This is a genomic window from Leifsonia sp. McL0627, assembly GCF_058244615.1.
Genome location: NZ_JBZCGM010000002.1, coordinates 1 through 20,710, shown reverse-complemented (window position 1 = coordinate 20,710; position 20,710 = coordinate 1). Strand labels below are relative to the sequence as shown.

The window sequence follows — 20,710 nt, the reverse complement described above, 5'->3', positions numbered from 1 at the left end:
GGTGATTCCGAATGGAGGGGGCAGTGTTCAGTATCCAGAGACTGTCGCTCCTCGACGAACTCGATCGTCGAGGCACGCTCGCCGCCGTCGCGGAGGCGAAGGCGTTCGCGCCGTCCTCGGTCTCGGAGCAGCTGGCGCAGCTCGAGCGTGAGGCAGGCGTGCAGCTGTTGGAGCGCGTCGGGCGCGGAGTCCGGCTCACGACAGAGGCGCAACTGCTGCTGAGGCACGCGCGGGTGGCGATGGCCTCGCTCGAGGAGGCGGAGTCGGAGCTCGCGGCCGCACAGAGCCTGGTCGCCGGCGTGCTTCGCGTCGCCGTGTTCCAGACCATCGCGTTGTCGGTTCTCCCGGCTGTGCTGACGGACCTCGCCGCGCGTCATCCAGACCTGACGATCGAGGTCGCGCAACGCGAGGAACAGGCTGCGCTCTCCGGCGTGCACACCGGCGACTTCGATGTCGTGGTCGGCGAGGAGTATCCGGGGCGGCCGGTGTCGCCGAGCGACCGGCTCCAGAGGATCGACCTGCGCGAGGATCGACTTCGGCTGGCGGTGCCGCTGAGCGGCCGGTGGAGCGATGCAGGTGCGCTCGCGGACTACGCGGAGGCGGCGTGGGCACTGGATCCCGTGGGAACGGCGCCCGGCGATTGGAGCCGCGCCCTCTGCCGTGCCGCGGGTTTCGAGCCTCGCGTTCGGTTCGACGGAGTCGACCTGATCTCCCACGCGCACCTGGTCAGGACGGGGCACGCGGTCGCTGTTCTCCCCGACCTCCTCGGCCAGGAGAACACCGCAGGCGTCCGGCTGGTCGACCTGCCCCTGCACCCTGCACGCACGCTGTTCACGCTGGCGCGCACCACGCGCGCCGAGCACCCGACGGTACGCGCGTTCCGGGCGTGCCTGGCGCGGTCGATCTGACGATCGGCAACCGTCCGATCGCCGAAGCAGAGCGCCTGCGACGGCGCGACTACGCGAACGGGGCGACTAGGCGAATCGGGCGTTTAGGCGAACGGCTGGGCGGCCAGATCGAGGTGGGCGCAGTCGTTGTCGTCGCTCTCGGGGGGCTCCGACGTGACGATCATCCCCATCGCACCGTCGGCGGATTCGTCGAGCTGGGCCAGCCAGGCCCGGTTGATCGAGGGGATCCTGGAACCCTCGAAGTGGAAGAGGAGCGGGATGGATGGATGCACCCAGAGGGTGGTCCTGCCGCCGCCCTGTTCGCGGGAGTCGCGCCAGGAGAGCGAGAAGGGCTTTTCGCGCTTGAGCCGGTTGATCGCCACGACCTGCAGGTGCGTCAGGAGGCGGTCGTCGATGTCGATCTCGTGCGACCCGTAAACCAGTTTTCCCATCGTGCTCTCCTCGTGAACCGTCACTGGACCTCATCCAGTGCGGACTGAACTGAACTGGTGCGTCGCGTCAGGCGCCGGACGCCGGTGGCCGCCTCGGGATTCGCGGGCGGCGGCCACCGGACGGCGGCGGACTAGGCGGCGACCGCTTTGTGCTGATCCGCTCGGGCGGACCCGACCGTGATCTTCCGCGGCTTCGCCCGTTCGGCGACCGGGATGACGACGCTGAGCACGCCGTTGTCGTAGCTGGCGCTGATGCCCTCGGCGTCCACGTCGTCGCCGATCGAGAACTGTCGCAGGTACGACCCGAACGGGCGTTCCTGCGCGAGCCAGCGCGCGTTCTCCCGATCGCCGGCCGAACGCTGCGCGCGGATTGTCAGGAGGTGACCGTCGACGTCCACATCGACCGAGGCGGGGTCGACGCCGGGAAGATCGGCGTTGAGGACGTAGTGGTCGCCGTCGCGAAACAGATCCACGGGCATGATGCGCGGCTGCCTGCTGGTGTCGAAGACGCTCTGAGCGATCCTGTCCAGCTGGCTGAAAGGATCAAATGACATCGACATCGTGAGATTCTCCCTTCATCGTTCGGAAGGTCGACCGTGGGCGCGAGGCCAGCGGATCGACCGGGTCTTTGTCACATAATCTAGATCATGTGACACAACTTTTTTACCGCAACTCTTGACAGTTTGCAACATCACCGGACACAATTCTTGTATGACTCAGACGCCGGGAAACCAGCCTGTCTACAGCATGGCTGTGGCCGCCGAACTGGTCGGCCTGCCGCCTGCGACGCTGCGCCTCTACGAGCGCAGGGGCTTCATCATGCCTGCACGCACGGACGGCGGCACCCGCAGATACAGTGCGGACGACATCGACCGGATGCGTCGCATCGCGGCGTTGCAAGCTGACGGCGTGAACCTCACCGGCATCGGAAAGGTGCTCGACCTCGAAGGCGAGAACGCGACCCTCCGCCGCGAGGCCGCCGAGCGAAGCACACTCGACGACGACGACATCGTGGCGGCGGAGGACGGTAGCCTCGGCTGATGGCCATCAGAATCGACAATGTCGGCATCGCCGTCCGCGACCTCGAGGAAGCGATCTCCTTCTTCACCGATCTCGGTCTCACGGTGCTGGGCCGCGACACGGTCAGCGGCGAGTGGGCGGACACTGCCGTCGGCCTCGACGGAAACCACGCGAAGATCGCCGTGCTCCAGACTCCCGACGGTCACGGGCGCCTCGAGTTCTTCGAATACCTCCACCCGGACGCGATCGAGACGCAGCCGACGCTTCCCAACGAGATCGGCATGCACCGCGTCGCTTTCGCCGTCGACGACATCGACGACGCCCTCGCGATCGCCGCGAAGCACGGCTACCACCCGCTCCGCGGCGTCGCCACCTATGAGGACGTCTACAAACTCACCTACCTGCGCGGGCCGAGCGGCATCCTGGTGATGTTCGCCCAGCAGCTGACGTCGGGCTAGCGCTCGCCGAGACATCCGATCCGGCTCGTCACGACAGGGAGACGCGCATCTCGCGCTACCTCTTGACTCCTGGGCTGTCGAGGCGAACCATCGGAAGCAGGAATCACAGCGCCCCAGACCTCGGCGCTCGGGTCGAGACTGAGGGTTGAGGACATGAAGAAGATATTCGTCGGTACGTTGTCGTTTCTCACCGGGTCGGATCTCGCGGACGCCGTCGTCAGTTGTGCTTTGGCCGCCGCGCGAGCCGGACGGGTGGAGGTCGTGGACATCCCGATCCTGGTGACCGGCGGCGAGACCAGGCGGGCCCGTTTCCCTGTGGGGTGGCAGGTGGATCTGGCGGCGGTGACATCGGAGACTTCCGCTAGTGAGCTTGAGGAGCCGGGCACCGTGATCGATCTGCTCGACCGGGTGCCGCCGAAGCGGGGCATCAGGGCGCTCGCGTTCACCGAGGCGGAGATCGCGCAGATGGGGAAGGCCACGGCGGACTTCTGACCGCCCGGCGGCCGCGCGCGCCCGGCGGCCGCGCGCGCGGCGGTCGCGGCCTCAGCTCCGACGCCGCAGCCAGAACGTGCCGGCCAGCGCTGCCGCCGCAACGCCGGCACCGCCGAGCCCGAGACGGTGCCTGGACGCCCACGGCTGCACACCCACCGCGTGCGCACGAGCGTCGAACGGACCGTGCGCGCCATAGTCCACCTCGTCGTCCGCCGCGTGCCACAGGTTCGCGGGCTGGTCGGACGGCCGCGGTTCCTTCGTCTGCTGCGACGCGTATCCGGTGCGGGCCAGGTAGTGGTCGAGCAGTCCGGGGAACGTCCGGTTTCCGACGATGGTGGCGACAGTGGAAGCGCCGACCCAGTATGCGCGGCGGCGGTGGGTCGCCGCCCAGACGATGGTCTGCGCTGCGACCTCCGGCTGGTAGATCGGCGGCACCGGCTGTGCCTTGTCGGGCAGCCGCGAAAGCGCCCACTGGAACTGCGGCGTGTTCATCGCGGGCAGCTGGACCATCGTCACCGTGACGGCGCTCTTGTCGTGCAGCAGCTCGCAGCGCAGCGACTCGGTGAAGCCCTGGATGGCGTGCTTGGCGCCGCAGTACGCGCTCTGCAACGGGATGCCCCTGTGCGAGAGAGCAGAGCCGACGTTGACGATCGTGCCCCTGTTCACCGCCCGCATCCGGCGGAGCGCCGCCATCGCACCGTAGACGTACCCGAGGTAGGTCACCTCCGTCGCGCGCCGGAACTCGTCCGGCTCGATCGCGGTGAACTCGGCGAACACGGACGAGAAGGCGACGTTGACCCACACGTCGATGCGCCCCCACTCGTCGACCACCCGTTGGGCAGCCGCCTCCACCGCCTGCGCGTCGGCCACATCCACCTCCAGGGGCAGCGCCTGGCCTCCGCGCTCTCTCACCTCGGCGGCGGCGGCGTCGACGCCCGCCTGCCCGCGAGCGACGACGGCCACGCGCGCGCCGTGCCTGGCGAACTCGACAGCCGTCGCCCGTCCGACACCGCCGCTCGCCCCGGTGACGACCACGACGGCCTCAGCGAGGGATGCTGACCGGACCATTTCGACTCCCTTCTTGTGTTCGCCGGCTATGCGAGCCCGGCGACGATGTTGACCGCGGCCGCAAGGATCACGGCACCGAACAGATACGACAGCAGCATGTGGCGAAGGATCACCGCACGGATGGTCCCGGACCGGATGTCGGTGTCCGAGACCTGGAACGTCATGCCGACGGTGAACGCCAAGTACGCGAAATCGAGGTAGCGCGGTTTAGCGTCCTCGTTGAAGTCGATGGGCTGTTTGCCGTCGGAGTAGTAGAGCACCGCATACCGGAGCGTGTACAACGTGTGCACGAACAGCCAGGAGAGCGCCACGCTCGCGATGCCGATGACCGCGGCGAACGCCCGTTCGGTGGTCGACCCGGTGTGGGTCTGCGAGGTGAGGTAGCCGAGGGCGACGAGACTGGCGAGGCTTCCGACCAGGAGCAGGGTGTGGATGGTGGTCCGCGACGGGTCCTCGCGGGACGCGTGCTGCTCCGTCCGCTCGCCGTCGAGCTTCGCGATGGTGAGCCAGACCCAGAGGTTGTAGACGGCGCATGCCACGATCCAGCCGACCACCGGGGCGTAGAGCCAGAACCCGGTCACACCGACGATCACGGCGGCGACCACGCCGGCGATCAGCATCACCGTGACGCGGATCCGCGAGGTCGAATGGGTGCTCACGGCCTGTTCCGCATCCTCGTGTTTCGTTGGCATGTCGTCTCCGTTCAGTACAGCCCGAGCTCGTCAGTACAGCCCCAGCTCGTCCGCGTCGGACGCGATCCGGAGCCAGCGATAGCCGTACCCGTCGAGGGCGATGTCGACCGTTTCGCCGTCCAGCGGGAACTCCTCCCCAGTCAGCACGTCGGCGAGCCGCGGGGTGGCGTCGAGACCCGGGAGGCGCAGGTGGACCGTTCTCGGCTCCGCGTCGAAGTTGTGCAGCGCGATCGTGGTCTTATCGCCCCAGGTCAGGCGGTGGGCGAGCACGGCCGGATCGGCCTGTTCCAGCACGTCGAAGGCGCCCCAGCCGAGTTCGTGCGCGTTGCGGTAGTGGCGGATCAGGGTGCGGATGAACGCGATCAGCGACTCGGGGTCGCGCCGCTGCTGCGCAACGTTGACGTGCTCCGGACCGAACCCGCCTTCCGTCAGGGGAGTGCGCAGCCTGGACGGTTGCGCCGTGGAGAAGCCGCCGTTGCTGCCGGCGTTCCACTGCATCGGCGTGCGCACCGACATCCGGCCCCCGACGTCCAGGTTCTCTCCCATCCCGATCTCCTCGCCGTAGAAGAGCACAGGGGTGCCCGGCAGCGAGAAGAGCAGGCTGTAAACCATCCGGATGCGCCGCGGGTCGCCGTCGAGCATCGGAGGCAGGCGTCGCACGATCCCCCGCGCGTACACCTGCATCCGCTTCTCGGGCCCGAAGGCGTCGAAGACCTCCTGACGCTCGTCGTCGCTCAGTTTGTCGAGAGTGAGCTCGTCGTGGTTCCGCACGAAGTTCGCCCATTGGATGTCCGGCGACCCGGCCGGACGGCTCAGCAGCGCTTGCGCGAGCGGCCGGGCGTCCCCGCGCGCGAGCGAGAGGTAGAGGTTCTGCATCGCGATGAAGTCGAACTGCATCGTGAGCTCGTCGCCCTCCGCGCCGCCGAAGAACTCGTTCTGCTGCTCCCGATCGAGGTTGACCTCCCCTAGCAGGATCGCGTCGCCGGAGCGCCGCTGAAGGAAGGACCGCAGCGCACGCAGGTAGGCGTGCGGGTCGGGAAGGCGACGCTTGCCGTCGACCACTCCGTCGGTCTCCAGCAGGAAGGGGACCGCATCCACCCGGAACCCGGAGACGCCCAGCTGCACCCAGAACCCGACGACCTTCGTGATGGCGTCGCGCACCCGCTCGTCGGTGATGTTGAGGTCGGGCTGCTGGCGGTAGAAGACATGCTGGTAGTACTGTCCGGCCTTCTCGTCGTACTGCCAGTCGCTGGTCTCCTGGTCGGGGAACACGGGCGCAGCCTGATCCTCCGGGGGCTCGTCCCTCCACACGTAGAAGTCGCGGTACGGCGAGTTCGCGCTCGACCGGGCCGACCGGAACCACGGATGCCGGTCGGAGGTGTGGTTCACGACCAGGTCGATGATGACCCGGATGCCCCTGTCCTTCGCGATCCGGATCAGTTCGACGAAGTCGCCGAGATCGCCGAGCCGATGGTCGACACCGAAGAAGTCGGTGATGTCGTATCCGTCGTCCCGGTCGGGCGACGGGAAGAACGGCATCAGCCACAGGCAGGTCACGCCGAGCTCGGCGAGATAGTCGAGCCGGTCGGCCAGCCCGCCCAGATCGCCGATCCCATTGCCGTCGCTGTCGAGGAACGCCTCGACGTCGACGCAGTAGATCACCGCGCTCTTCCACCACAGGTCGCCGGTGTCGCCGATTTTCATCGGTGCACGACCGGCCTGGCGCATGGTGCGGAGAATTTCATGCGGCGGACGGTACGCCGCCGCCGCAGTCGCGGCAAGTACGGCAGCTCCCGTCTTCGCCTTCGAGCACGGCACGGCGAGCTTCGGCAAGAGCAGCAGGTGGCACGGATTCCCGTCCGGTGTACTGTGCGCGCCATGAGTGCGGGAAGGATTCTGCTCATCCGTCACGGTGAGAGCACGGCGAACGTCGCGGCCGCGGCCGCCGAGGCCGCAGGGGCGGAGGTGATCCCCGTGGAGGCGCGCGACGCGGATGTCCCGCTCTCGCCGCTCGGGGAACAGCAGGCGCGGTCACTCGGCTCTCGACTCTCGGAGGAGCTCGCCGGGCGAGCGAGTGACGCCCTGGTCTGGAGCTCGCCGTACCGGAGGGCGCGCGAGACGGCAGCGCTCGCGCTGGCGGACGCCGCGACCTACAGCGTCGACGAGCGGCTCAGGGATCGGGAGCTGGGGATCCTCGACGCATTGACAGCGCGCGGTGTGGAGGCGAGATTGCCGGCCGAGGCCGCGCGGCGGCGCTGGCTCGGCAAGTTCTACTACCGGCCGCCGGGAGGAGAGGCGTGGACGGATGTCGCCCTCCGCGTCCGCTCGTTCCTGAGCGAGCAGACGACGGACGGTCGCCCTCTCGTGCTGTTCACCCACGACGCCGTCGTCAGCCTGTTCCTGTACGTCCTGTGCCGGTGGAGCGAGCAGCAGCTGAACGAGTTCCTTCTGACCCGCGTCGTCGGCAATGCGTCGGTGACCACGGTGGCGGCTGACGGAGCGGGGTGGCGGATCGAGGGTTTCGCCGACGACGCGCACCTCGTCGACGCCGGCCTCCCGCAGACCAAGCATCCGGGAACAGCTCGTGTCGCGGAGTGAGCCTGCAGCGGTGCCGGTGGAGGAGTTCCTGCAGGATCGGCCGCTTCCTGCGCCGGGGTCGTCGAAACGGGATCGCGGCGAGATCGTCGTGATCGGCGGTGCGGCACGTTCGCCGGGCGCCGCCCTGATCGCGGGCCGTGCAGCCCTTCGCGTCGGCGCTGGGCGGCTCACCATCGCGCTGGCGGCGTCGGCTGCCGCCGCCGCTGCGGTCTCGATGCCGGAGTCGGGCGTCGTCCCGCTCGCCGAGACCTCCGCGGGAAGCATCCGCGGGCGTGGGATCGACCCCGTTGCGCGAGACCTGGGAACCGCCGACGCCGTGCTCGTGGGTCCGGGCCTCGACGACATCGACGAGACGCGGCGCCTGGTGCGGCGCCTGCGCTCGACCGTCGCATCGGGCGCCACCGTCGTGCTGGACGCGTTCGCGCTCGGCGCCATCGCTGGGCGCCCGAAGCTGGCCGCAGGCCGGGCCACCATCCTGACCCCCAACAGCGACGAGGCGGCTGCTCTGCTCGGCCGGCCGATCGCCGACGTGGCTGCGGACACGGTGAGGATCGCTGGGCGGTATGGGGCAGTGGTGTCGTGCAACGGCTGGGTCGCCGACCAGCGCGGACGCGTTGTCCTAGTCGGCGACGGTGGGCCGGGGCTCGGCACGTCCGGTAGCGGGGATGCCCTGGCCGGCGCGATCGCCGGCCTCGCGGCACGGGGGTGCGACCCGCTTCAGGCCGCGGTCTGGGGAACATACGTGCACGTGGCGGCCGGACGGACGCTCGCCAGGGAGTACGCGCCTCTCGGCTTCCTCGCGTCACAGATCGTGGACCGCTTCGCGCTCGAGCTGGACGCGGCCGCCAGAGCCTCCCGCTGAGACGACCCGACGGTCTCGGTCACTCGGCAGTGAAGTGGATGGCCTTGTGCGTCCCGTCGCAGAACGGCTTGATGGAGGACACCCCGCAGCGGCAGAGCGCCACGGTGCGCCGACGCTGCTCCACCGGCTCGCCGTCTGGTGTCGTGAGTTCGATCTGCCCCCGCACGAGCAGCGGCCCGTTCGGGCACACCACGATCTCGGGCGGCTCCGTCCCGCTCACGCGCCGACCCGCTCGCGAACGCGCAGGGAGCTCGCCCCCGCCTGCCAGCTGTCGAGCATGTGCTGCCCCGCCAGGCCGTCGACGTACAGGCACGCCTTCGCGCCGAACATGATGTCGGGCAGGAGTTCGGGGTGGTCTTCGGCCAGCCCACCGGCCAGGTCGCGTCCGGCGATCTGCTCGTGCACGGCGTCCGCCTCCACGTGCTCGTCGTAATACTCGGTGACGTCCTCGCCGAACCCCAAGCGCCGGAACCCGTTGCCGTAGAACCGGTTCGGTATCGAGGAGGTCATCTCGAACGCCGCGAGATGCCCGGCGATCGCGCCGCGCAGGCCGCGATTCAGGCCGAACATCGACATCATCGTGAACGACGCCAGAGTGACGGCCGGGACATCGTCGACGTAGACTCCGTAGCTGTCGTCCAGGCCGACGCCGCGCATGGTGCGAGCGAAGATCTCGGCGTGGATGCGGTGCGGTCGGCCGCCGCCGTACTCGTCCGATTGCACCTCGACGAGCGCGGCCTTGGCCCGCCCGGTGAGCCGGGGGATCGCCCAGGAGTGCGGGTCGGCCTCCTTGCGGGTGTAGATGGAGCGCTGGATGAGGAACTCGATCGCCTGCTCACGGGTCGCCTTCTTGGCGAGGTACCGGGAGAGGCTCGGCCCTCCGTCGTCGGCGGTGAGCGCGAAGAGATAGGACGCGACGCTCTCGGCCTGCGCGTCCGGGAGGTCGTCCAACGGGATGCGTCCGCGGAGTTGTTCCTCGAAACGCCGCTCGATGAGCCGCCGCGCCAGAACGATCTCGGGATCCCATTCCCACTCGTCGTCCGCATCGACGGTGTCGCCGTAGGAGAGCCCATAGATCAGGTAGAGGCTGAGCTGGAGGTCGTCGTCCGTCAGGAGGTCGGGTTCGGCATCCAGGGCGTTGCGGGTCTCCTCGACGATCCGGAGGGCATCGGAGCGGTCGGCGCCTGCTTCGTGGGCGAACGCCTGCAGGAGCGCCGCGCTCACAGGGCCGCGGGGCGTGATGCGTGCTGTCATACCTTCGACGGTGCCGGTCGCGGGCGGCCCGATCAAGTGGTTGCCCCGTGTTCCGTTCCGTGCATGGCTGCCGGAGCGCTGCCGCCTCAGCAGGACGCGACGAGCGCGAGCTCGCTGATTCCGCCCCGGGCGATGGCTCTGCGCTGGCCGGTGGCGCCGTTCCCGTCGGCGAGCAGGCGCTGGAGTGCCCCGTCCACCCGGTCGGCGTCGCCGTGCTCGTCGAGCCCGGGCGCGGCTTCTGCGCGCAACAATCCCACGACCTCCGCGGCCGGCCGAAGCCGAGCGCTCTGCGGGTCGAGGAGTTCGCCGCCGACCCCGTCGCGGGCAGCGTGCCAGTGCGCGGCGTCCAGCAGCTCCGGTTCGGGAGTGACGCGGATCGAAGACGGTGACGTCACGATTCCGCGGACGAGCGCCGCCAGTGCGACACTCGTCTCGCCGTCCAGCTGCGCGTCGAAGGCCCGCACCTCGATGGTCGGGTAGCGCTCCGAAGGGCGGACGATCCAGTTGAGTGTCCCGGCGTCCGTCGTCCCGCCCACGCCGCTGAGTGCCGACGCTCGCCGGCCGTAGTCGGCGCCATCCTGGAACGAGGGCGGGATCCCGTGGGTGGTCCACCGCCGGCTGTGGATGGCGCGCCAGCTGTCGAATCCGGTGTCCTCGGCCTGCCAGTACGGCGAGTTCGCCGACAGCGCCAGCAGCGCGGGCAGCCACGGCCGGAGGCGGTTGAGCGCCGCGACCGCCTCATCCCGGTCGGCGACGCCGACGTGCACGTGCAGCCCGTTCAGCTGGTGGTCGGGAACGATGCGCCCGAAGTGGGAGGCGATGTCGCGGTAGCGCGTCTCCTCCGTCACGTGTGGAGAGGGGGAGCTCCGGTACGGCAGACCGACGCCGGCCGCGACGAGGCCGTGTTTCGTCGCCCAGCGGCGCAGGTCGTCACGGAAGCCCAGAAGGGAGTCGGTGAGCTGTTCCGCGTCGGTGCACACCGGCGTCGCGTGCTCGAGCTGGGACGGGAAGAACTCGGGGGAGAGCACACCCCCGTCGTCGCGGTGCGAGCCGAGCGCTGCGATGGCATCGCTCGCGCGATCCACCGTGGTCAGGGTCCGCGGCTCGAGGAGGACGAACTCCTCCTCCACTCCGATCGTCGTCGTCGTCCTCACACGTCCTCCTTCGCATCGGCTGCCGGCGGATCGACAGCGAGTGGGTCGACTGCCAGCGCATCCCTCTTTTCCTGCGGTGTCAATCGGCTCTTCAAAATCCGGGCGTCGGGGTTGAGTTGCGCCATTCACATCAGCGCACGAGGAATCGAAGGAGATTGCGATGTCAGAGCTAGGTTCACCGTATGGCGGGCCGGCCGACGCCGGAGGTGCGGTCGACGCCGAAGGAACGGTCGATACTGCTCGCGAGCAGGCCGCACACGTGGCGGAGTCCGCCGCAGACGAGGCGCAACATGTCGCCGAGGTCGCCAAGGAGCAGGCGGCAGGGGTGGCCGACGAGGCGAAGACCCAGGCCAAGGATCTGTTCCGGCAGACGCAGGACGAGTTGCGGGAGCAGGCTGCGCAACAGCAGGAGCGGGTCGCATCAGGGCTGCAGTCTGTCGGCGACGAACTCTCGCAGATGGCGCGGGCGTCCGAGTCGCAGGGGGTCGCGAGCGACCTTGTCCGTCAGGCCGCCGACCGGGCGAACGGCATCGCAGCGTGGCTGGGACAACGGGATCCCGGATCGCTGCTGAGCGAGGTGAAGTCGTACGCGCGGCGCAACCCAGGGACGTTCATCGCTGCCGCTGCCGTCGCCGGTGTCCTCGCCGGTCGGCTCACCCGGTCTCGGTCGAGCGGAGCGCCGGAACCGGGCAGCACATCCAGTGGACCGTCCGAGCCTGGAACTCCGGCGGGAGAACATCGCGCACCCGACACCGGCAATCCGCTCGACGGAGGGGCCGAGCGAGCCCCGATGCGCGCTCCCACTGCGCGCATCGTTCCGGCCACCGGCACCGACCCTGTCGTTGAACTGGGATACGGCGAACAGCCAGGGCAGCGACCATGAGCGACGATCCCACCCCATCCGAGGCGAAGGCCGCCTCGACGTCGCTCGGCGACCTCCTGAGCGAGGTCACGCGCGACCTGTCCACGCTGATCAGGCAGGAGGTCGAACTCGCGAAGGCCGAGTTGCGCCAAACGGCGAAGCAGGCGGGCAAAGGAGCAGGGATGCTCGGCGGGGCGGGCTATGCCGCCCTGATGGTGCTGTTCTTCCTCTCCGTCGCTCTGTGGTGGGGCCTCGGCTACCTCGTGGGCAACGCCTGGTCGGCGGTGATCGTCGCCGTCGTGTGGGCGATCGTCGCGCTCATCCTGTTCCTCGTCGGCCGTAGGCAGCTGGCCGAGATGCGGGGTGTACAGCAGACCGTCGAGACGGTCAAAGAAATTCCTGAGACATTGAAGCGAAATGGAGAGAACCGATGAGTGACGACCCCGACGCGATCCGCGCCGACATCGAGAGCACGCGCCGCGAACTGAGTGGCGATGTGGATGCGCTGGCAGACAAGGTCACGCCGTCCAAGATCGCGCACCGCCAGAGCGAGAAGGTGAAGTCGGCCTTCCGTTCGGCGACCGAACGGGTGATGGGGTCGAGCGACTCCGGCGCCCATGCTTCCGCGTCGTCCGTCGGTGACAGCGTCTCCGACGCTGGGAGGGCCGTCGTCGAGAAGGCGGAAGGCAATCCACTCGCCGTCGGCCTGATCGCGTTCGGCGCTGGCTGGCTGGCTGCCTCGCTCATCCCCGCGAGCCAGAAGGAGCGCGAGATCGCGGCAAATGCCAAAGAGGCGGCGCAGCCTCTCCTCCACGAGGCGGCCGACGCGGTGAAGCATGTCGCCGACGACCTCAGGGAACCTGCGAAAGATGCGGCGGGAGCCGTTGCCGATACAGCGAAAGACGCGGTCTCGACGGTGCGGGAGGAGGCAAGTGACTCCGCTCAGACCGTCGCCGGTCAGGCGAAGGACGCCGGGCGCAGCATCGGCGAGAGCAGCACTTGACCCTCACCACGGGGTGCGGAGCGCGCGAAGCCAGCTCTCGCCGCGCTCCGCGCCTATCCCAGCTGGTTCCGCGCCTATCCCAGATAGGTGAAAGGTGGATCGCTCTCGGACGTGCGCAACTCGTCCGTACGCGTTTCGAGTTCGTCGACCGCTGCGTCGTCCTCCACCGTGAACCCGGTGTCGACCGCGTCCTCACTCACGAGCTGGCTCGCCGGGCCGACGAGGACCTTCAACGTACCGAGTTCGCCGTCGCTGCTCCGGCCGGGAATCTCGATGATTCCAGCGTCGCCGGCGCGCGCGAGTTCAGCCGCGTACTCCAGAAGGGCATCTGCGACGCGGTCGCTCGTATACAACGAGATCCCCGCGTATGTAATCCTGCGCATGCCCACACTGTGCTCCGAAGAAAGGATCCCCGCGAGGGGGTTGAAGCCGCGTGGTAACGCGTTACGAGCGCTGGACTGATGACGCCAGGGTTCGCCGGCGGAGGCTGAGCGCCACGGTGGGAAAGAGCAGGACCGAGCACATGCCGGCCCCGATGAGGGCAGCGGCGGTCACGGAGCTCAGCGCCCCGGTTTCCACGCCGGTGTCGGCGACGGCGACGACGATCGCCAACGCTGTCGAGGTCAGCAAGGCCGCCGCGACCCGATCGGACATCGGCGAACCCGCCGGCAGGGTCGCGCTGCCGGGGATGCCTCGCACGATGAAGAAGAGCAGCAGGAACACGGGGATCAGCAGCAACGCGGCGGGTTGCGCGATGAGCCCGCGAAGGTCGAACGTGATCCCGGTCTGCACGAAGAAGATCGGCACGAGGAAGCCGAATCCGATGCCCTGCAGTTTCTGTTCGGTCGGTCGTCGATCCTCGACAGGGACACCGCCGAGGAGCACCCGGCCCAACGCTCCGGCTGCGAACGCCCCGAGGAGCATGTCGAGGCCCAGTGCCACGCTCAGCCCGACCAGGGCGATCAGGATGCCGAGTACCAATCGAACCGCCAACTGCCCGCTGGTGTGCACGGTCAGGGAGATGACTTTCTGCAACCAGCCGGGAAGCCCCCGCGACGCAACTAGGAGACACACCGCGACAAGCGCGAAGAAGACGACGAGGCAGAGGACGGAGATCAGCGGATCGCGGCCGCCCAAGATGACGGCCAGCGCCAGGAGCGGACCGAACTACCCGACCGCACCGGATGCGATCACTGCACGGCCGAAGGGTGTGTCGACCTCGTGCGAATCACGGAGGGTCGGCATGATCGTGCCCAGCGCCGTCGACGTCAGACAGATCCCGATGAACACGCCGGATACCAGGACCGAGTCTCCCGCCGGTGCCACGGCAACGGCCACCGCCAACCCCACGAGAAGCCCGGCGACGAGCGACACCAGCCAGCCGAGCGAGGACCGGACAAGCGGTCGCCCCAGTAGTCGGGTGTAATCGATTTCGTACCCCGCCAAGAAGAACAACATGGCGACGCCCAGCCGCGACAGCAAAGCCGTCACCCCGTCGGGAGCCACCCAACCGAAAACGGCGGGGCCGATCAGCAGGCCCAGAACGATCTCCACCACCACGAGCGGAACCCGCACGACCCGCCCCAGAGCCGAGACGATGACGGGGGCGACGACGACCGCGCCGAAAACGATCACCAAGCCAAGCAGCGAATCGCTCATGATCGCAGCCTAGCGTCGGCGCGCGCGGCGAATCGGCGCCTCCCCGCTGGCTGGCGACGGCTCGGCTCAGCCGCCTTGACTGTTCGGGGATTCCGGGCGACGTTTGTAGTGATGACCTGCCCGTTGGAAGGAGCACCCCTGATGAACGCCGAACCCGACGACGAGCGGACGCTGGACGAGAACAGGCGGGACCAGCTCACCACGGCGCCGAAATCGACGGACGCAGACGCACGGCCGCGCATCGAGACGACGAAATCGGGCTCGCGCACACGCATCGACGTGCGTGACGACGCGAACGCGCGTCCGGGGAAGCCTGACTGACGGCGTGCACGCTCGCGGACTGACCGCAGCGCTCGCAACGAGATCGACGCGCCCGTCCCAGAGAGTGGTTGGTATGGTGTCCCGGTGATGCACGACGCCCTGCTTCCGCGATCGACCCCGGATGCGGAGGGCGTCTCGTCTCTCGCTATCGGTGCGCTGCTGGATCGTCTCGCTGAGAAGTCGGTCGAGTGCCATTCGGTCATGGTCGTGCGTCATGGGCGCATCGTTGCTGAAGGCTGGTGGGCGCCGTACTCGGCCGGGCAGCCGCATCTCCTGTATTCGTTGACCAAGTCGTTCACCTCGATCGCTGTCGGCGTGGCGATCGGCGACGGAGTGCTCTCCCTCGACGACCGGGTGGTGGATGTCCTGCCGGACCACGTTCCCGATGATGTGTCGGCGCAGGCGCGGCGGATCACGGTTCGACACCTGCTCTCGATGACCGCGGGCCACGCCACGGACAGCCTCGAAGAGGCCTGGCTGCTGGAGCCCGGCGATCTGGTCAAGGGCTTCCTCCGGGGGCCGTTCGCCGCGCCGGAAGGCACCCTGCACACCTACGACAACGCGACGACCTTCGTGCTGGCCCGCATGGTCGAGCGGGTGACAGGGAAGGCCCTTCCTGAGTTCCTTGACGAGCGGCTGTTCGCCCCGATGGGTATCGACGGCGCCGAGTGGGACACGGTCGCCAGCGGCCTCGCGTTCGGGTTCCACGGGCTGCACCTGACCACCGAGGCGATCGCCGCCTTCGGCGAACTGCTCCTGCGCGACGGTCTCTGGAGAGGTCGGCAATTGGTGCCGCGCGAGTACGTCGAGCTGGCCACCCGGAAACAGATTGCCAGCCGGCACTATTCGGAGGGAGGGGACGGCGCAGATTTCCTGCGCGGGTACGGCTACCAGTTCTGGATGGCGCGACACGGCTTCCACGGCAGCGGCGCATACGGGCAGCAGCTCGTCGTCGTGCCCTCGGACGATCTGCTGGTCGTGGTGACCTCGGCCCAGCGCGAGGTGCAGCAGGCTCAGGATGTCCTCGACGCCATCTGGGAGTGTGTGCTTCCCGGCATCGACCGAACGGACGGCGCTGAGCAAGACGCAGCCCTTGCATCCCGGCTCCGGGGCCTTGCACTGCCTGTCGTGCGCGGCGAGGCCGGATCGCAGCAGCCCTTCACGGCAACGCTGGATGCGTCGGCTCCTGACTCGGCGTTGCCTCCTGGCACCGTCGTACTCGTTGAGTCCACGGCCGGTGGCTGGCTGATGCGGATCCCTGGGGTCTTCGAAGTCGAAATCGGTCACGAACGCTGGGCAGAGAGCTCACCGCTCGGCCGCCCGGTCAGCGCGCGCGGAGCGTGGCAGGGTGACAGCTTCGTCGCGGATCTCTTCGTGATCGCCAGTCCGCACTCCGTTCGGCTGACGGTCGACCTCAGCACAGGGACGGCGCGTCTGGTCTGGACGACCGTGCCACTGACGGGGCCCGATCTGCTGCTGCATCTGCGTTCCCCGCTGATGACCCGGCCCGACGTCGCGTAGGGAGCCCGGAACCGCGTCAATCCGGTCGCTTCTCAACGATGCGTCCATCGGATCGGGCAGCAGAGGTTGCGATTCGGTGGTCAGGAAGGCACAGAATTGGACGCATGGCGGGTGGATTCGAGGGTGAGGCGGCGGACTATTACGCCCGATATCGACGGGGTTACCCTGCGGCAGTCGTCGATGCAGTGGCCACAGCGCTTGCGCTGACTCCGGCCGACACGATCGTCGACCTCGGATGCGGCACTGGCCAGCTGACACTGCCCTTGGCGCGCAGGGTCGGCCGGGCGGTGGGTGTCGATCCCGAGGAAGACATGCTCCGGCATGCCCGAGCAGCGGGACGTGAGGCCGCCGTGTCCAACGTGCAGTGGATTCGCGGTACCGCCGATGACCTCGAAGCGATCGCGGAAGAGTACGACGGTATCGGAGCGATCACTCTGGCCAACGCGATCCATCTCGTCGACCGTGCCAGGTTGTTCGACGCCGCCAAGGTGGCGCTGAGGCCGGGGCGTGGTCTGGCGATCATCGCCAACGGCACGCCTCTGTGGTTGCAGGACACCCCGTGGTCAGTTGCGTTGCGGGAGTTCATGCAACGCCGGCTGGGCGTCAGCTTGACCAACTTCTGCGGCACCGATGACGAGACCCGCTCGACGTATCGGCACGAGCTGACGGCCGCCGGCTACACCGTCGACGAGGTTCGCGTCACCTACACCGACACCCTCACCCTCGACCAGATCGTAGGAGGGGTCTTCTCAGCCATGTCCGACCGGATCCCCGAAAGGAAGGATCGCGCCGATTTCGTCGCGGAGCTGGGCCGAGCGTTGGCCGGTTCGGATCCCTTCCTGGAGCACGTCGACGTCCGCGCACTCGTCGCGCTCCGTCCGTGAACGGGTTCCGCAGCAGCGGCCGCCTTCCGGTATGAGAAGACGGCGCTCTCCTGGTGCAGCGCGGCGCTGAGTTCGGCGACATCCTCGAACTGGGTGCGGGTAGTAATGCCGGTCCTACGGACTGTTGCGGCCTGGGAAGGTTGGAGGCCGACTGACAGCATCGTGAGATGACGATCACACTTATCACCGGTGGCACCAAGGGGCTGGGACACGAGACGGCTCGCCGGCTCGTCGACGCTGGACACGACGTCTGGCTCACGGCGCGGGATCCCGGACGGGGGAGGGTCGTCGCGCGCGGGCTCGGCGCCCGCTTCGTCGAACTCGACGTCACCGATGATGCGTCGGCTGCCGCCGCTGCGGCGGAAGTGCAGGATCGTTGCGGCCGGTTGGACGTCCTCATCAACAACGCGGGAGTACGCGGCACCCGTCTCCCCGTGGCCGAGGTCGAAGGCGACGACGTCCAGCATGTGTTCCAGACCAACGTGTTCGGCATCGTGCGAGTAGTGCACGCCTTCCTGCCGCTCCTGCAGCGGTCGCCGGCGGCGTCTGTCATCAACCTCTCAAGCGGGCTCGGCTCATTCCATCAGATGACCGAGACAGAGTGGGCGCCGTTTGGAAACCTCGCATACAGTTCCTCGAAGGCGGCGGTCACGATGCTGACGCTTCAGTACGCCCAAGCCTTGGCTCCGATCAGGTTCAACGCCGTCGACCCCGGCTACACCGCGACCGACCTGAATGGGCACACGGGAACCCAGACCGTCCAGGAGGGAACGGATGCCGTGGTGCGTCTGGCCACGCTCGGTGAGGCGGCTCCCACGGGGACGTTCACCGACCGGAACGGTGCCGTCCCGTGGTAACCCCTCAGCCCGGCCAGAAGCTTAGCGCTGCATTGAAGGCTGCAACGCACCGGTGCCCTGGACCGTATTGATCTCTTCCCACACGGCGTCGAGCGAGAGGCTGAGGACGGCGGCGAGAGCAGCGATCGTCGAGAAGGCGGGCGTCGCTACTCGGCCGGATTCAATCTTGCGCAGGGTCTCTGGCGAGATCCCCGCGGCGATGGCCGTGTGCAGCATGGAGCGTTCGCCACGGGCACGGCGCATCAGTGCGCCGAGGCGCCGGCCGCGCTCGAGTTCGGCGGGGGTGAGCGGAAGACGGACCATGCACCGACCTTACCCGCCACGACGCGATTTCTATACCGGTATAGTTATTGGTCATGATCGAGATTCTCACCACGCAGGAACTAACGCGAGCCCGGGCGACCGGAGCGCTCGTCGCCGACATTCTGCAGGAACTCAAGCGACACAGCGCTCCCGGTGCCAATCTTCTTGACCTCGACCGGCGCGCGAAGCACCTGATCGAGGTGGCGGGGGCCGAATCGTGTTATGTCGACTACGCGCCGTCGTTCGGTCGGGGGCCGTTCGGGCACTACGTCTGCACGGCAGTCAACGACGCCGTGCTGCACGGAATGCCGCACGACTACGCTCTCGTGCCCGGTGACCTCCTCACCCTCGACCTGGCTGTCACGCTCGACGGGATCGCCGCGGACGCGGCGATCAGCTTCCTCGTGGGCGACCCGAGACCCGCCGAGAGTGTCGCGCTGATCGATGCGACCGAGCGCGCGCTCGCCGCGGGAATCGCGGCCGCTCGGCCCGGCGCACGGACCGGGGACATTTCGTACGCCATCGGTGAGGTGCTCGGCGCGGCCGGATACCGGGTCAACACCGAGTTCGGCGGTCACGGCATCGGATCGACGATGCACCAGGATCCGCACATCTCCAACACCGGACGTCCAGGACGCGGGTACCGCCTCCGTCCTGGGCTGCTCCTCGCGCTGGAACCATGGGTCATGGCGGACACAGACCGGCTCGTCACGGACCCGGACGGATGGACTCTCCGCAGTGCCACCGGCTGCCGTACCGCCCACACCGAGCACACCATCGCGATCACGGACGACGGAGCGGAGATCCTTACACTCCCCAGCCATGCCGGCACGGCCGGCTAGATGTGCGCCGCGGGCCCAGGACCGATATCGATTGATGGTCTCATGAAAAACCCCCGGAATCCACAGGGGACCGGGGGTTCTATCTGGTGGCTCCGACCGGCGTCGATCCGGTGACCTTTCGATTTTCAGTCGAACGCTCTACCAACTGAGCTACAGAGCCTCTCGAAGCAACCGAAGCCGCTTCTGAACGGAAGCCCTTCCGAATTGGAAGGGCTTCCGTCGTGGCGACCCTGACGGGACTTGAACCCGCGACCTCCGCCGTGACAGGGCGGCACGCTAACCAACTGCGCTACAGGGCCTCGATGTGAAGCTATTCAATTATATAGGACGCCGTTACCTTCAACGGACAGTGACCCCAACGGGATTCGAACCGGCCGCCGTGAAAGGGCGGTGTCCTAGGCCGCTAAACGATGGGGCCGGAACGTCACGGATCGCTTTCACTTTCCGATGACCACCGACGAACAAGCATCACGGAAACCCCCCGGCAAAAGCGAATCCGGCCTGCATCCCGGGCGGGTCCCCCATTCCGGATGCGCGGAGCCGGGTTGACGGCCCGAACTCCGGTCTGCGAGCCAACCCGCGACCAGCCAGCGAATGGTCACGGTTTCCTTACGATCGCGGGTTAGATTCGCTGACGACGGCCGCCCGGGTCGTCCGTGCAGTCGCGCGCCGCCCCCGTCGTCATTGGCGCTTCCGAGCGCTCGAAGCCCCCGTCCGAGCCCGCCGACCTGGGCTCCAGAGGGGCTTGTTGCTAAAGTTGCACACGTTGACAACGGGACCCGTGTGACTCATGTGACTTAACGAGCACGAGCGAACGGGTTCGAGGAAACGATGAAGCGTACTGAACCGGTCTCCCCCGCCCCCCGTCGAGCCCCGCCGCCGGGCGAGCCGGCCTGCTCAAACGCCGGATGCGCGCGCTGATCGCCGCCGTCGGCGTGGCCACTGTTTTCGCCGTCGGCGCCGTCGCCGCCCCCGCGTACGCGGACCAGTATCCGAGCTGGCAGGACGTGCAGAACGCCAAGGCGAACGCGGGCGCAGCCTCCGCCCAGGTCGACCGGATCAATGGACTCATCAGCCAGCTCAAGGGCGAGGTGGCGACGACGCAGGCGGAGGCCGTCAAGCGCGGCCAGGAGCTGCAGGCGGCCGAAGCCGCGTTCGACGATGCCAACATCAAGGCCGAGCTGATCCAGAAGCAGGCCGACGCCAGCCAGCAGAAGGCCGACGACGCGAGCGTTCAGGCGGGCAAGCTCGCCGCGCAGCTGTACCGCACCGGTGGACGCAACCTCACGGCCAACCTGTTCCTGAGCGGCAACGGTGCCTCCAGCACCAGCCCGGACAAACTGCTCTCCGATCTCGGCAGCATGTCGAAGCTGGTCGAGCAGTCCAACAGGGTCTACACCGATGCGAAGGCCGCGCAGAACACGGCGAAGGCGCTGTCCGCGCAGGCCGTGGTCGCGAAGGCAGAGCGCGAGAAGCTGCGGATCGCAGCCGAAGCCGCGCTGAAGGCCGCCGCTGAGGCCG

The 20,710-nt window shown here is 68.2% G+C and carries 26 protein-coding genes, 3 tRNA genes and 1 pseudogene; 15 read left to right on the top strand and 15 right to left on the bottom strand.

The features are described 5' to 3' along the window. Positions 1 to 23 precede the first annotated feature (23 nt). Complete coding sequence (locus AC37TH_RS00570; protein ID WP_490762405.1) at positions 24 to 908, top strand: LysR substrate-binding domain-containing protein; 885 nt, start codon at positions 24 to 26, stop codon at positions 906 to 908. Positions 909 to 991: 83 nt separating this feature from the next. Here AC37TH_RS00570 and AC37TH_RS00565 read toward each other — a convergent pair whose 3' ends face one another. Further along, positions 992 to 1,339, bottom strand: coding sequence for a DUF7882 family protein (locus tag AC37TH_RS00565; protein ID WP_490762404.1), 348 nt, complete (start codon positions 1,337 to 1,339; stop codon positions 992 to 994). Positions 1,340 to 1,470: 131 nt separating this feature from the next. Next, positions 1,471 to 1,899 (bottom strand): Hsp20/alpha crystallin family protein, encoded by a 429-nt coding sequence (locus tag AC37TH_RS00560; RefSeq protein WP_490762403.1) that lies wholly within the window; start codon positions 1,897 to 1,899, stop codon positions 1,471 to 1,473. Between the two features lie 151 nt (positions 1,900 to 2,050). Here AC37TH_RS00560 and AC37TH_RS00555 point away from each other — a divergent pair, with 151 nt between their 5' ends. The 3 genes from AC37TH_RS00555 to AC37TH_RS00545 all read left to right on the top strand — a co-directional run bounded on the left by AC37TH_RS00555 (position 2,051) and on the right by AC37TH_RS00545 (position 3,309). Then, positions 2,051 to 2,380, top strand: a complete 330-nt coding sequence (locus AC37TH_RS00555; protein WP_490762402.1) for a MerR family transcriptional regulator — start codon at positions 2,051 to 2,053, stop codon at positions 2,378 to 2,380. Continuing rightward, positions 2,380 to 2,817, top strand: coding sequence for a VOC family protein (locus tag AC37TH_RS00550; protein ID WP_490762401.1), 438 nt, complete (start codon positions 2,380 to 2,382; stop codon positions 2,815 to 2,817). The genes AC37TH_RS00555 and AC37TH_RS00550 overlap by 1 nt, the downstream gene beginning before the upstream one ends. A gap of 153 nt (positions 2,818 to 2,970) precedes the next feature. Next, positions 2,971 to 3,309: a hypothetical protein gene (locus tag AC37TH_RS00545; RefSeq protein ID WP_490762400.1), complete on the top strand. Its 339-nt coding sequence runs from the start codon at positions 2,971 to 2,973 to the stop codon at positions 3,307 to 3,309. Between the two features lie 51 nt (positions 3,310 to 3,360). Here AC37TH_RS00545 and AC37TH_RS00540 read toward each other — a convergent pair whose 3' ends face one another. From AC37TH_RS00540 to AC37TH_RS00530, 3 genes are read right to left on the bottom strand one after another with little or no spacing between them, the layout of a single operon-like run. After that, positions 3,361 to 4,377, bottom strand: coding sequence for an SDR family oxidoreductase (locus tag AC37TH_RS00540; protein WP_490762399.1), 1,017 nt, complete (start codon positions 4,375 to 4,377; stop codon positions 3,361 to 3,363). Positions 4,378 to 4,403: 26 nt separating this feature from the next. Further along, the gene (locus AC37TH_RS00535; RefSeq protein WP_490762398.1) at positions 4,404 to 5,069 is read right to left on the bottom strand and encodes a DUF1345 domain-containing protein; all 666 of its coding nucleotides are present in this window, start codon (positions 5,067 to 5,069) and stop codon (positions 4,404 to 4,406) included. A 30-nt stretch (positions 5,070 to 5,099) separates the two neighbouring features. Then, positions 5,100 to 6,773 carry an alpha-amylase family protein gene (locus AC37TH_RS00530; RefSeq protein WP_490762397.1) on the bottom strand — a complete coding sequence of 558 codons (1,674 nt, stop codon included), beginning with the start codon at positions 6,771 to 6,773 and terminating at the stop codon, positions 5,100 to 5,102. 174 nt (positions 6,774 to 6,947) lie between these two features. Between AC37TH_RS00530 and AC37TH_RS00525 the strand changes: the two genes are divergently transcribed. Together AC37TH_RS00525 and AC37TH_RS00520 are read left to right on the top strand one after the other, a co-directional pair. Continuing rightward, positions 6,948 to 7,667, top strand: coding sequence for a histidine phosphatase family protein (locus tag AC37TH_RS00525; protein WP_490762396.1), 720 nt, complete (start codon positions 6,948 to 6,950; stop codon positions 7,665 to 7,667). Positions 7,668 to 7,677: 10 nt separating this feature from the next. After that, complete coding sequence (locus AC37TH_RS00520; protein ID WP_490762395.1) at positions 7,678 to 8,529, top strand: ADP-dependent NAD(P)H-hydrate dehydratase; 852 nt, start codon at positions 7,678 to 7,680, stop codon at positions 8,527 to 8,529. A 19-nt stretch (positions 8,530 to 8,548) separates the two neighbouring features. On the opposite strand, the gene AC37TH_RS00515 is transcribed toward AC37TH_RS00520, so the two are convergent. From AC37TH_RS00515 to AC37TH_RS00500, 4 genes are all read right to left on the bottom strand, one after another. Beyond that, positions 8,549 to 8,749, bottom strand: coding sequence for a CDGSH iron-sulfur domain-containing protein (locus AC37TH_RS00515; RefSeq protein WP_490762394.1), 201 nt, complete (start codon positions 8,747 to 8,749; stop codon positions 8,549 to 8,551). Further along, a complete protein-coding gene (locus tag AC37TH_RS00510) occupies positions 8,746 to 9,783 on the bottom strand; it encodes an iron-containing redox enzyme family protein (RefSeq protein WP_490762393.1) in 1,038 nt (345 codons plus the stop codon). Before AC37TH_RS00510 ends, AC37TH_RS00515 begins: the two co-directional genes overlap by 4 nt. Before the next feature lie 86 nt (positions 9,784 to 9,869). After that, entirely contained in the window at positions 9,870 to 10,937 is a 1,068-nt protein-coding gene (locus AC37TH_RS00505; protein WP_490762392.1) for a carboxylate-amine ligase, read from the bottom strand. After that, positions 10,934 to 11,062, bottom strand: a complete 129-nt coding sequence (locus tag AC37TH_RS00500) for a hypothetical protein (protein ID WP_490762391.1) — start codon at positions 11,060 to 11,062, stop codon at positions 10,934 to 10,936. Before AC37TH_RS00500 ends, AC37TH_RS00505 begins: the two co-directional genes overlap by 4 nt. Positions 11,063 to 11,097: 35 nt before the next feature. Between AC37TH_RS00500 and AC37TH_RS00495 the strand changes: the two genes are divergently transcribed. Genes AC37TH_RS00495 through AC37TH_RS00485 form a run of 3 tightly spaced genes read left to right on the top strand, consistent with a single transcriptional unit; the run spans position 11,098 to position 12,802 of the window. Beyond that, a complete protein-coding gene (locus AC37TH_RS00495) occupies positions 11,098 to 11,820 on the top strand; it encodes a hypothetical protein (protein WP_490762390.1) in 723 nt (240 codons plus the stop codon). Beyond that, positions 11,817 to 12,233, top strand: coding sequence for a phage holin family protein (locus AC37TH_RS00490; RefSeq protein WP_490762389.1), 417 nt, complete (start codon positions 11,817 to 11,819; stop codon positions 12,231 to 12,233). Before AC37TH_RS00495 ends, AC37TH_RS00490 begins: the two co-directional genes overlap by 4 nt. Then, complete coding sequence (locus tag AC37TH_RS00485; protein WP_490762388.1) at positions 12,230 to 12,802, top strand: DUF3618 domain-containing protein; 573 nt, start codon at positions 12,230 to 12,232, stop codon at positions 12,800 to 12,802. Before AC37TH_RS00490 ends, AC37TH_RS00485 begins: the two co-directional genes overlap by 4 nt. A gap of 74 nt (positions 12,803 to 12,876) precedes the next feature. Here AC37TH_RS00485 and AC37TH_RS00480 read toward each other — a convergent pair whose 3' ends face one another. Further along, complete coding sequence (locus tag AC37TH_RS00480; protein ID WP_490762387.1) at positions 12,877 to 13,155, bottom strand: hypothetical protein; 279 nt, start codon at positions 13,153 to 13,155, stop codon at positions 12,877 to 12,879. A 91-nt stretch (positions 13,156 to 13,246) separates the two neighbouring features. Then, positions 13,247 to 14,461 (bottom strand): annotated as a pseudogene (locus AC37TH_RS00475) (cation:proton antiporter). A gap of 141 nt (positions 14,462 to 14,602) precedes the next feature. Between AC37TH_RS00475 and AC37TH_RS00470 the strand changes: the two are divergent. The 4 genes from AC37TH_RS00470 to AC37TH_RS00455 all read left to right on the top strand — a co-directional run bounded on the left by AC37TH_RS00470 (position 14,603) and on the right by AC37TH_RS00455 (position 18,044). After that, the gene (locus AC37TH_RS00470) at positions 14,603 to 14,782 is read left to right on the top strand and encodes a multidrug transporter (RefSeq protein WP_490762386.1); all 180 of its coding nucleotides are present in this window, start codon (positions 14,603 to 14,605) and stop codon (positions 14,780 to 14,782) included. 87 nt (positions 14,783 to 14,869) lie between these two features. Then, positions 14,870 to 16,303 (top strand): serine hydrolase domain-containing protein, encoded by a 1,434-nt coding sequence (locus tag AC37TH_RS00465; protein WP_490763836.1) that lies wholly within the window; start codon positions 14,870 to 14,872, stop codon positions 16,301 to 16,303. 104 nt (positions 16,304 to 16,407) lie between these two features. Beyond that, positions 16,408 to 17,187 carry a class I SAM-dependent methyltransferase gene (locus tag AC37TH_RS00460; protein WP_490762385.1) on the top strand — a complete coding sequence of 260 codons (780 nt, stop codon included), beginning with the start codon at positions 16,408 to 16,410 and terminating at the stop codon, positions 17,185 to 17,187. 167 nt (positions 17,188 to 17,354) lie between these two features. Beyond that, on the top strand, positions 17,355 to 18,044 hold the full coding sequence (locus AC37TH_RS00455) for an SDR family NAD(P)-dependent oxidoreductase (RefSeq protein WP_490762384.1): 690 nt from the start codon (positions 17,355 to 17,357) through the stop codon (positions 18,042 to 18,044). A 21-nt stretch (positions 18,045 to 18,065) separates the two neighbouring features. Here the strand turns inward: AC37TH_RS00455 and AC37TH_RS00450 are convergent, their stop codons facing one another. Further along, on the bottom strand, positions 18,066 to 18,347 hold the full coding sequence (locus AC37TH_RS00450; RefSeq protein WP_490762383.1) for a helix-turn-helix domain-containing protein: 282 nt from the start codon (positions 18,345 to 18,347) through the stop codon (positions 18,066 to 18,068). 53 nt (positions 18,348 to 18,400) lie between these two features. Here AC37TH_RS00450 and map point away from each other — a divergent pair, with 53 nt between their 5' ends. Continuing rightward, positions 18,401 to 19,189, top strand: coding sequence for a type I methionyl aminopeptidase (gene map / locus AC37TH_RS00445; protein WP_490762382.1), 789 nt, complete (start codon positions 18,401 to 18,403; stop codon positions 19,187 to 19,189). Positions 19,190 to 19,273: 84 nt separating this feature from the next. Here map and AC37TH_RS00440 read toward each other — a convergent pair. The 3 genes from AC37TH_RS00440 to AC37TH_RS00430 form a co-directional block, all read right to left on the bottom strand. Continuing rightward, positions 19,274 to 19,349: transfer RNA gene (locus AC37TH_RS00440), tRNA-Phe, on the bottom strand. Positions 19,350 to 19,411: 62 nt separating this feature from the next. Then, a tRNA-Asp gene (locus AC37TH_RS00435) sits at positions 19,412 to 19,488 on the bottom strand. Between the two features lie 51 nt (positions 19,489 to 19,539). Next, a tRNA-Glu gene (locus tag AC37TH_RS00430) sits at positions 19,540 to 19,607 on the bottom strand. A gap of 490 nt (positions 19,608 to 20,097) precedes the next feature. Between AC37TH_RS00430 and AC37TH_RS00425 the strand changes: the two genes are divergently transcribed. Then, positions 20,098 to 20,710: coiled-coil domain-containing protein (locus AC37TH_RS00425; protein WP_490762381.1), on the top strand; the 613-nt coding region annotated here is incomplete at its 3' end.

Bases quoted from the DNA above. Each gene is read 5' to 3' on its own strand.
- AC37TH_RS00490 (WP_490762389.1), top strand. From the start codon at position 11,817: ATGAGCGACGATCCCACCCCATCCGAGGCGAAGGCCGCCTCGACGTCG.
- AC37TH_RS00540 (WP_490762399.1), bottom strand. From the start codon at position 4,377: ATGGTCCGGTCAGCATCCCTCGCTGAGGCCGTCGTGGTCGTCACCGGG.
- AC37TH_RS00525 (WP_490762396.1), top strand. From the start codon at position 6,948: ATGAGTGCGGGAAGGATTCTGCTCATCCGTCACGGTGAGAGCACGGCG.
- AC37TH_RS00530 (WP_490762397.1), bottom strand. From the start codon at position 6,773: ATGAAAATCGGCGACACCGGCGACCTGTGGTGGAAGAGCGCGGTGATC.
- AC37TH_RS00550 (WP_490762401.1), top strand. From the start codon at position 2,380: ATGGCCATCAGAATCGACAATGTCGGCATCGCCGTCCGCGACCTCGAG.
- AC37TH_RS00460 (WP_490762385.1), top strand. From the start codon at position 16,408: ATGGCGGGTGGATTCGAGGGTGAGGCGGCGGACTATTACGCCCGATAT.
- AC37TH_RS00535 (WP_490762398.1), bottom strand. From the start codon at position 5,069: ATGCCAACGAAACACGAGGATGCGGAACAGGCCGTGAGCACCCATTCG.
- AC37TH_RS00450 (WP_490762383.1), bottom strand. From the start codon at position 18,347: ATGGTCCGTCTTCCGCTCACCCCCGCCGAACTCGAGCGCGGCCGGCGC.
- AC37TH_RS00470 (WP_490762386.1), top strand. From the start codon at position 14,603: ATGAACGCCGAACCCGACGACGAGCGGACGCTGGACGAGAACAGGCGG.
- AC37TH_RS00555 (WP_490762402.1), top strand. From the start codon at position 2,051: ATGACTCAGACGCCGGGAAACCAGCCTGTCTACAGCATGGCTGTGGCC.
- AC37TH_RS00465 (WP_490763836.1), top strand. From the start codon at position 14,870: ATGCACGACGCCCTGCTTCCGCGATCGACCCCGGATGCGGAGGGCGTC.
- AC37TH_RS00485 (WP_490762388.1), top strand. From the start codon at position 12,230: ATGAGTGACGACCCCGACGCGATCCGCGCCGACATCGAGAGCACGCGC.
- AC37TH_RS00545 (WP_490762400.1), top strand. From the start codon at position 2,971: ATGAAGAAGATATTCGTCGGTACGTTGTCGTTTCTCACCGGGTCGGAT.
- AC37TH_RS00565 (WP_490762404.1), bottom strand. From the start codon at position 1,339: ATGGGAAAACTGGTTTACGGGTCGCACGAGATCGACATCGACGACCGC.
- AC37TH_RS00500 (WP_490762391.1), bottom strand. From the start codon at position 11,062: ATGGCGCAACTCAACCCCGACGCCCGGATTTTGAAGAGCCGATTGACA.
- AC37TH_RS00510 (WP_490762393.1), bottom strand. From the start codon at position 9,783: ATGACAGCACGCATCACGCCCCGCGGCCCTGTGAGCGCGGCGCTCCTG.
- map (WP_490762382.1), top strand. From the start codon at position 18,401: ATGATCGAGATTCTCACCACGCAGGAACTAACGCGAGCCCGGGCGACC.
- AC37TH_RS00495 (WP_490762390.1), top strand. From the start codon at position 11,098: ATGTCAGAGCTAGGTTCACCGTATGGCGGGCCGGCCGACGCCGGAGGT.
- AC37TH_RS00455 (WP_490762384.1), top strand. From the start codon at position 17,355: ATGACGATCACACTTATCACCGGTGGCACCAAGGGGCTGGGACACGAG.
- AC37TH_RS00560 (WP_490762403.1), bottom strand. From the start codon at position 1,899: ATGTCGATGTCATTTGATCCTTTCAGCCAGCTGGACAGGATCGCTCAG.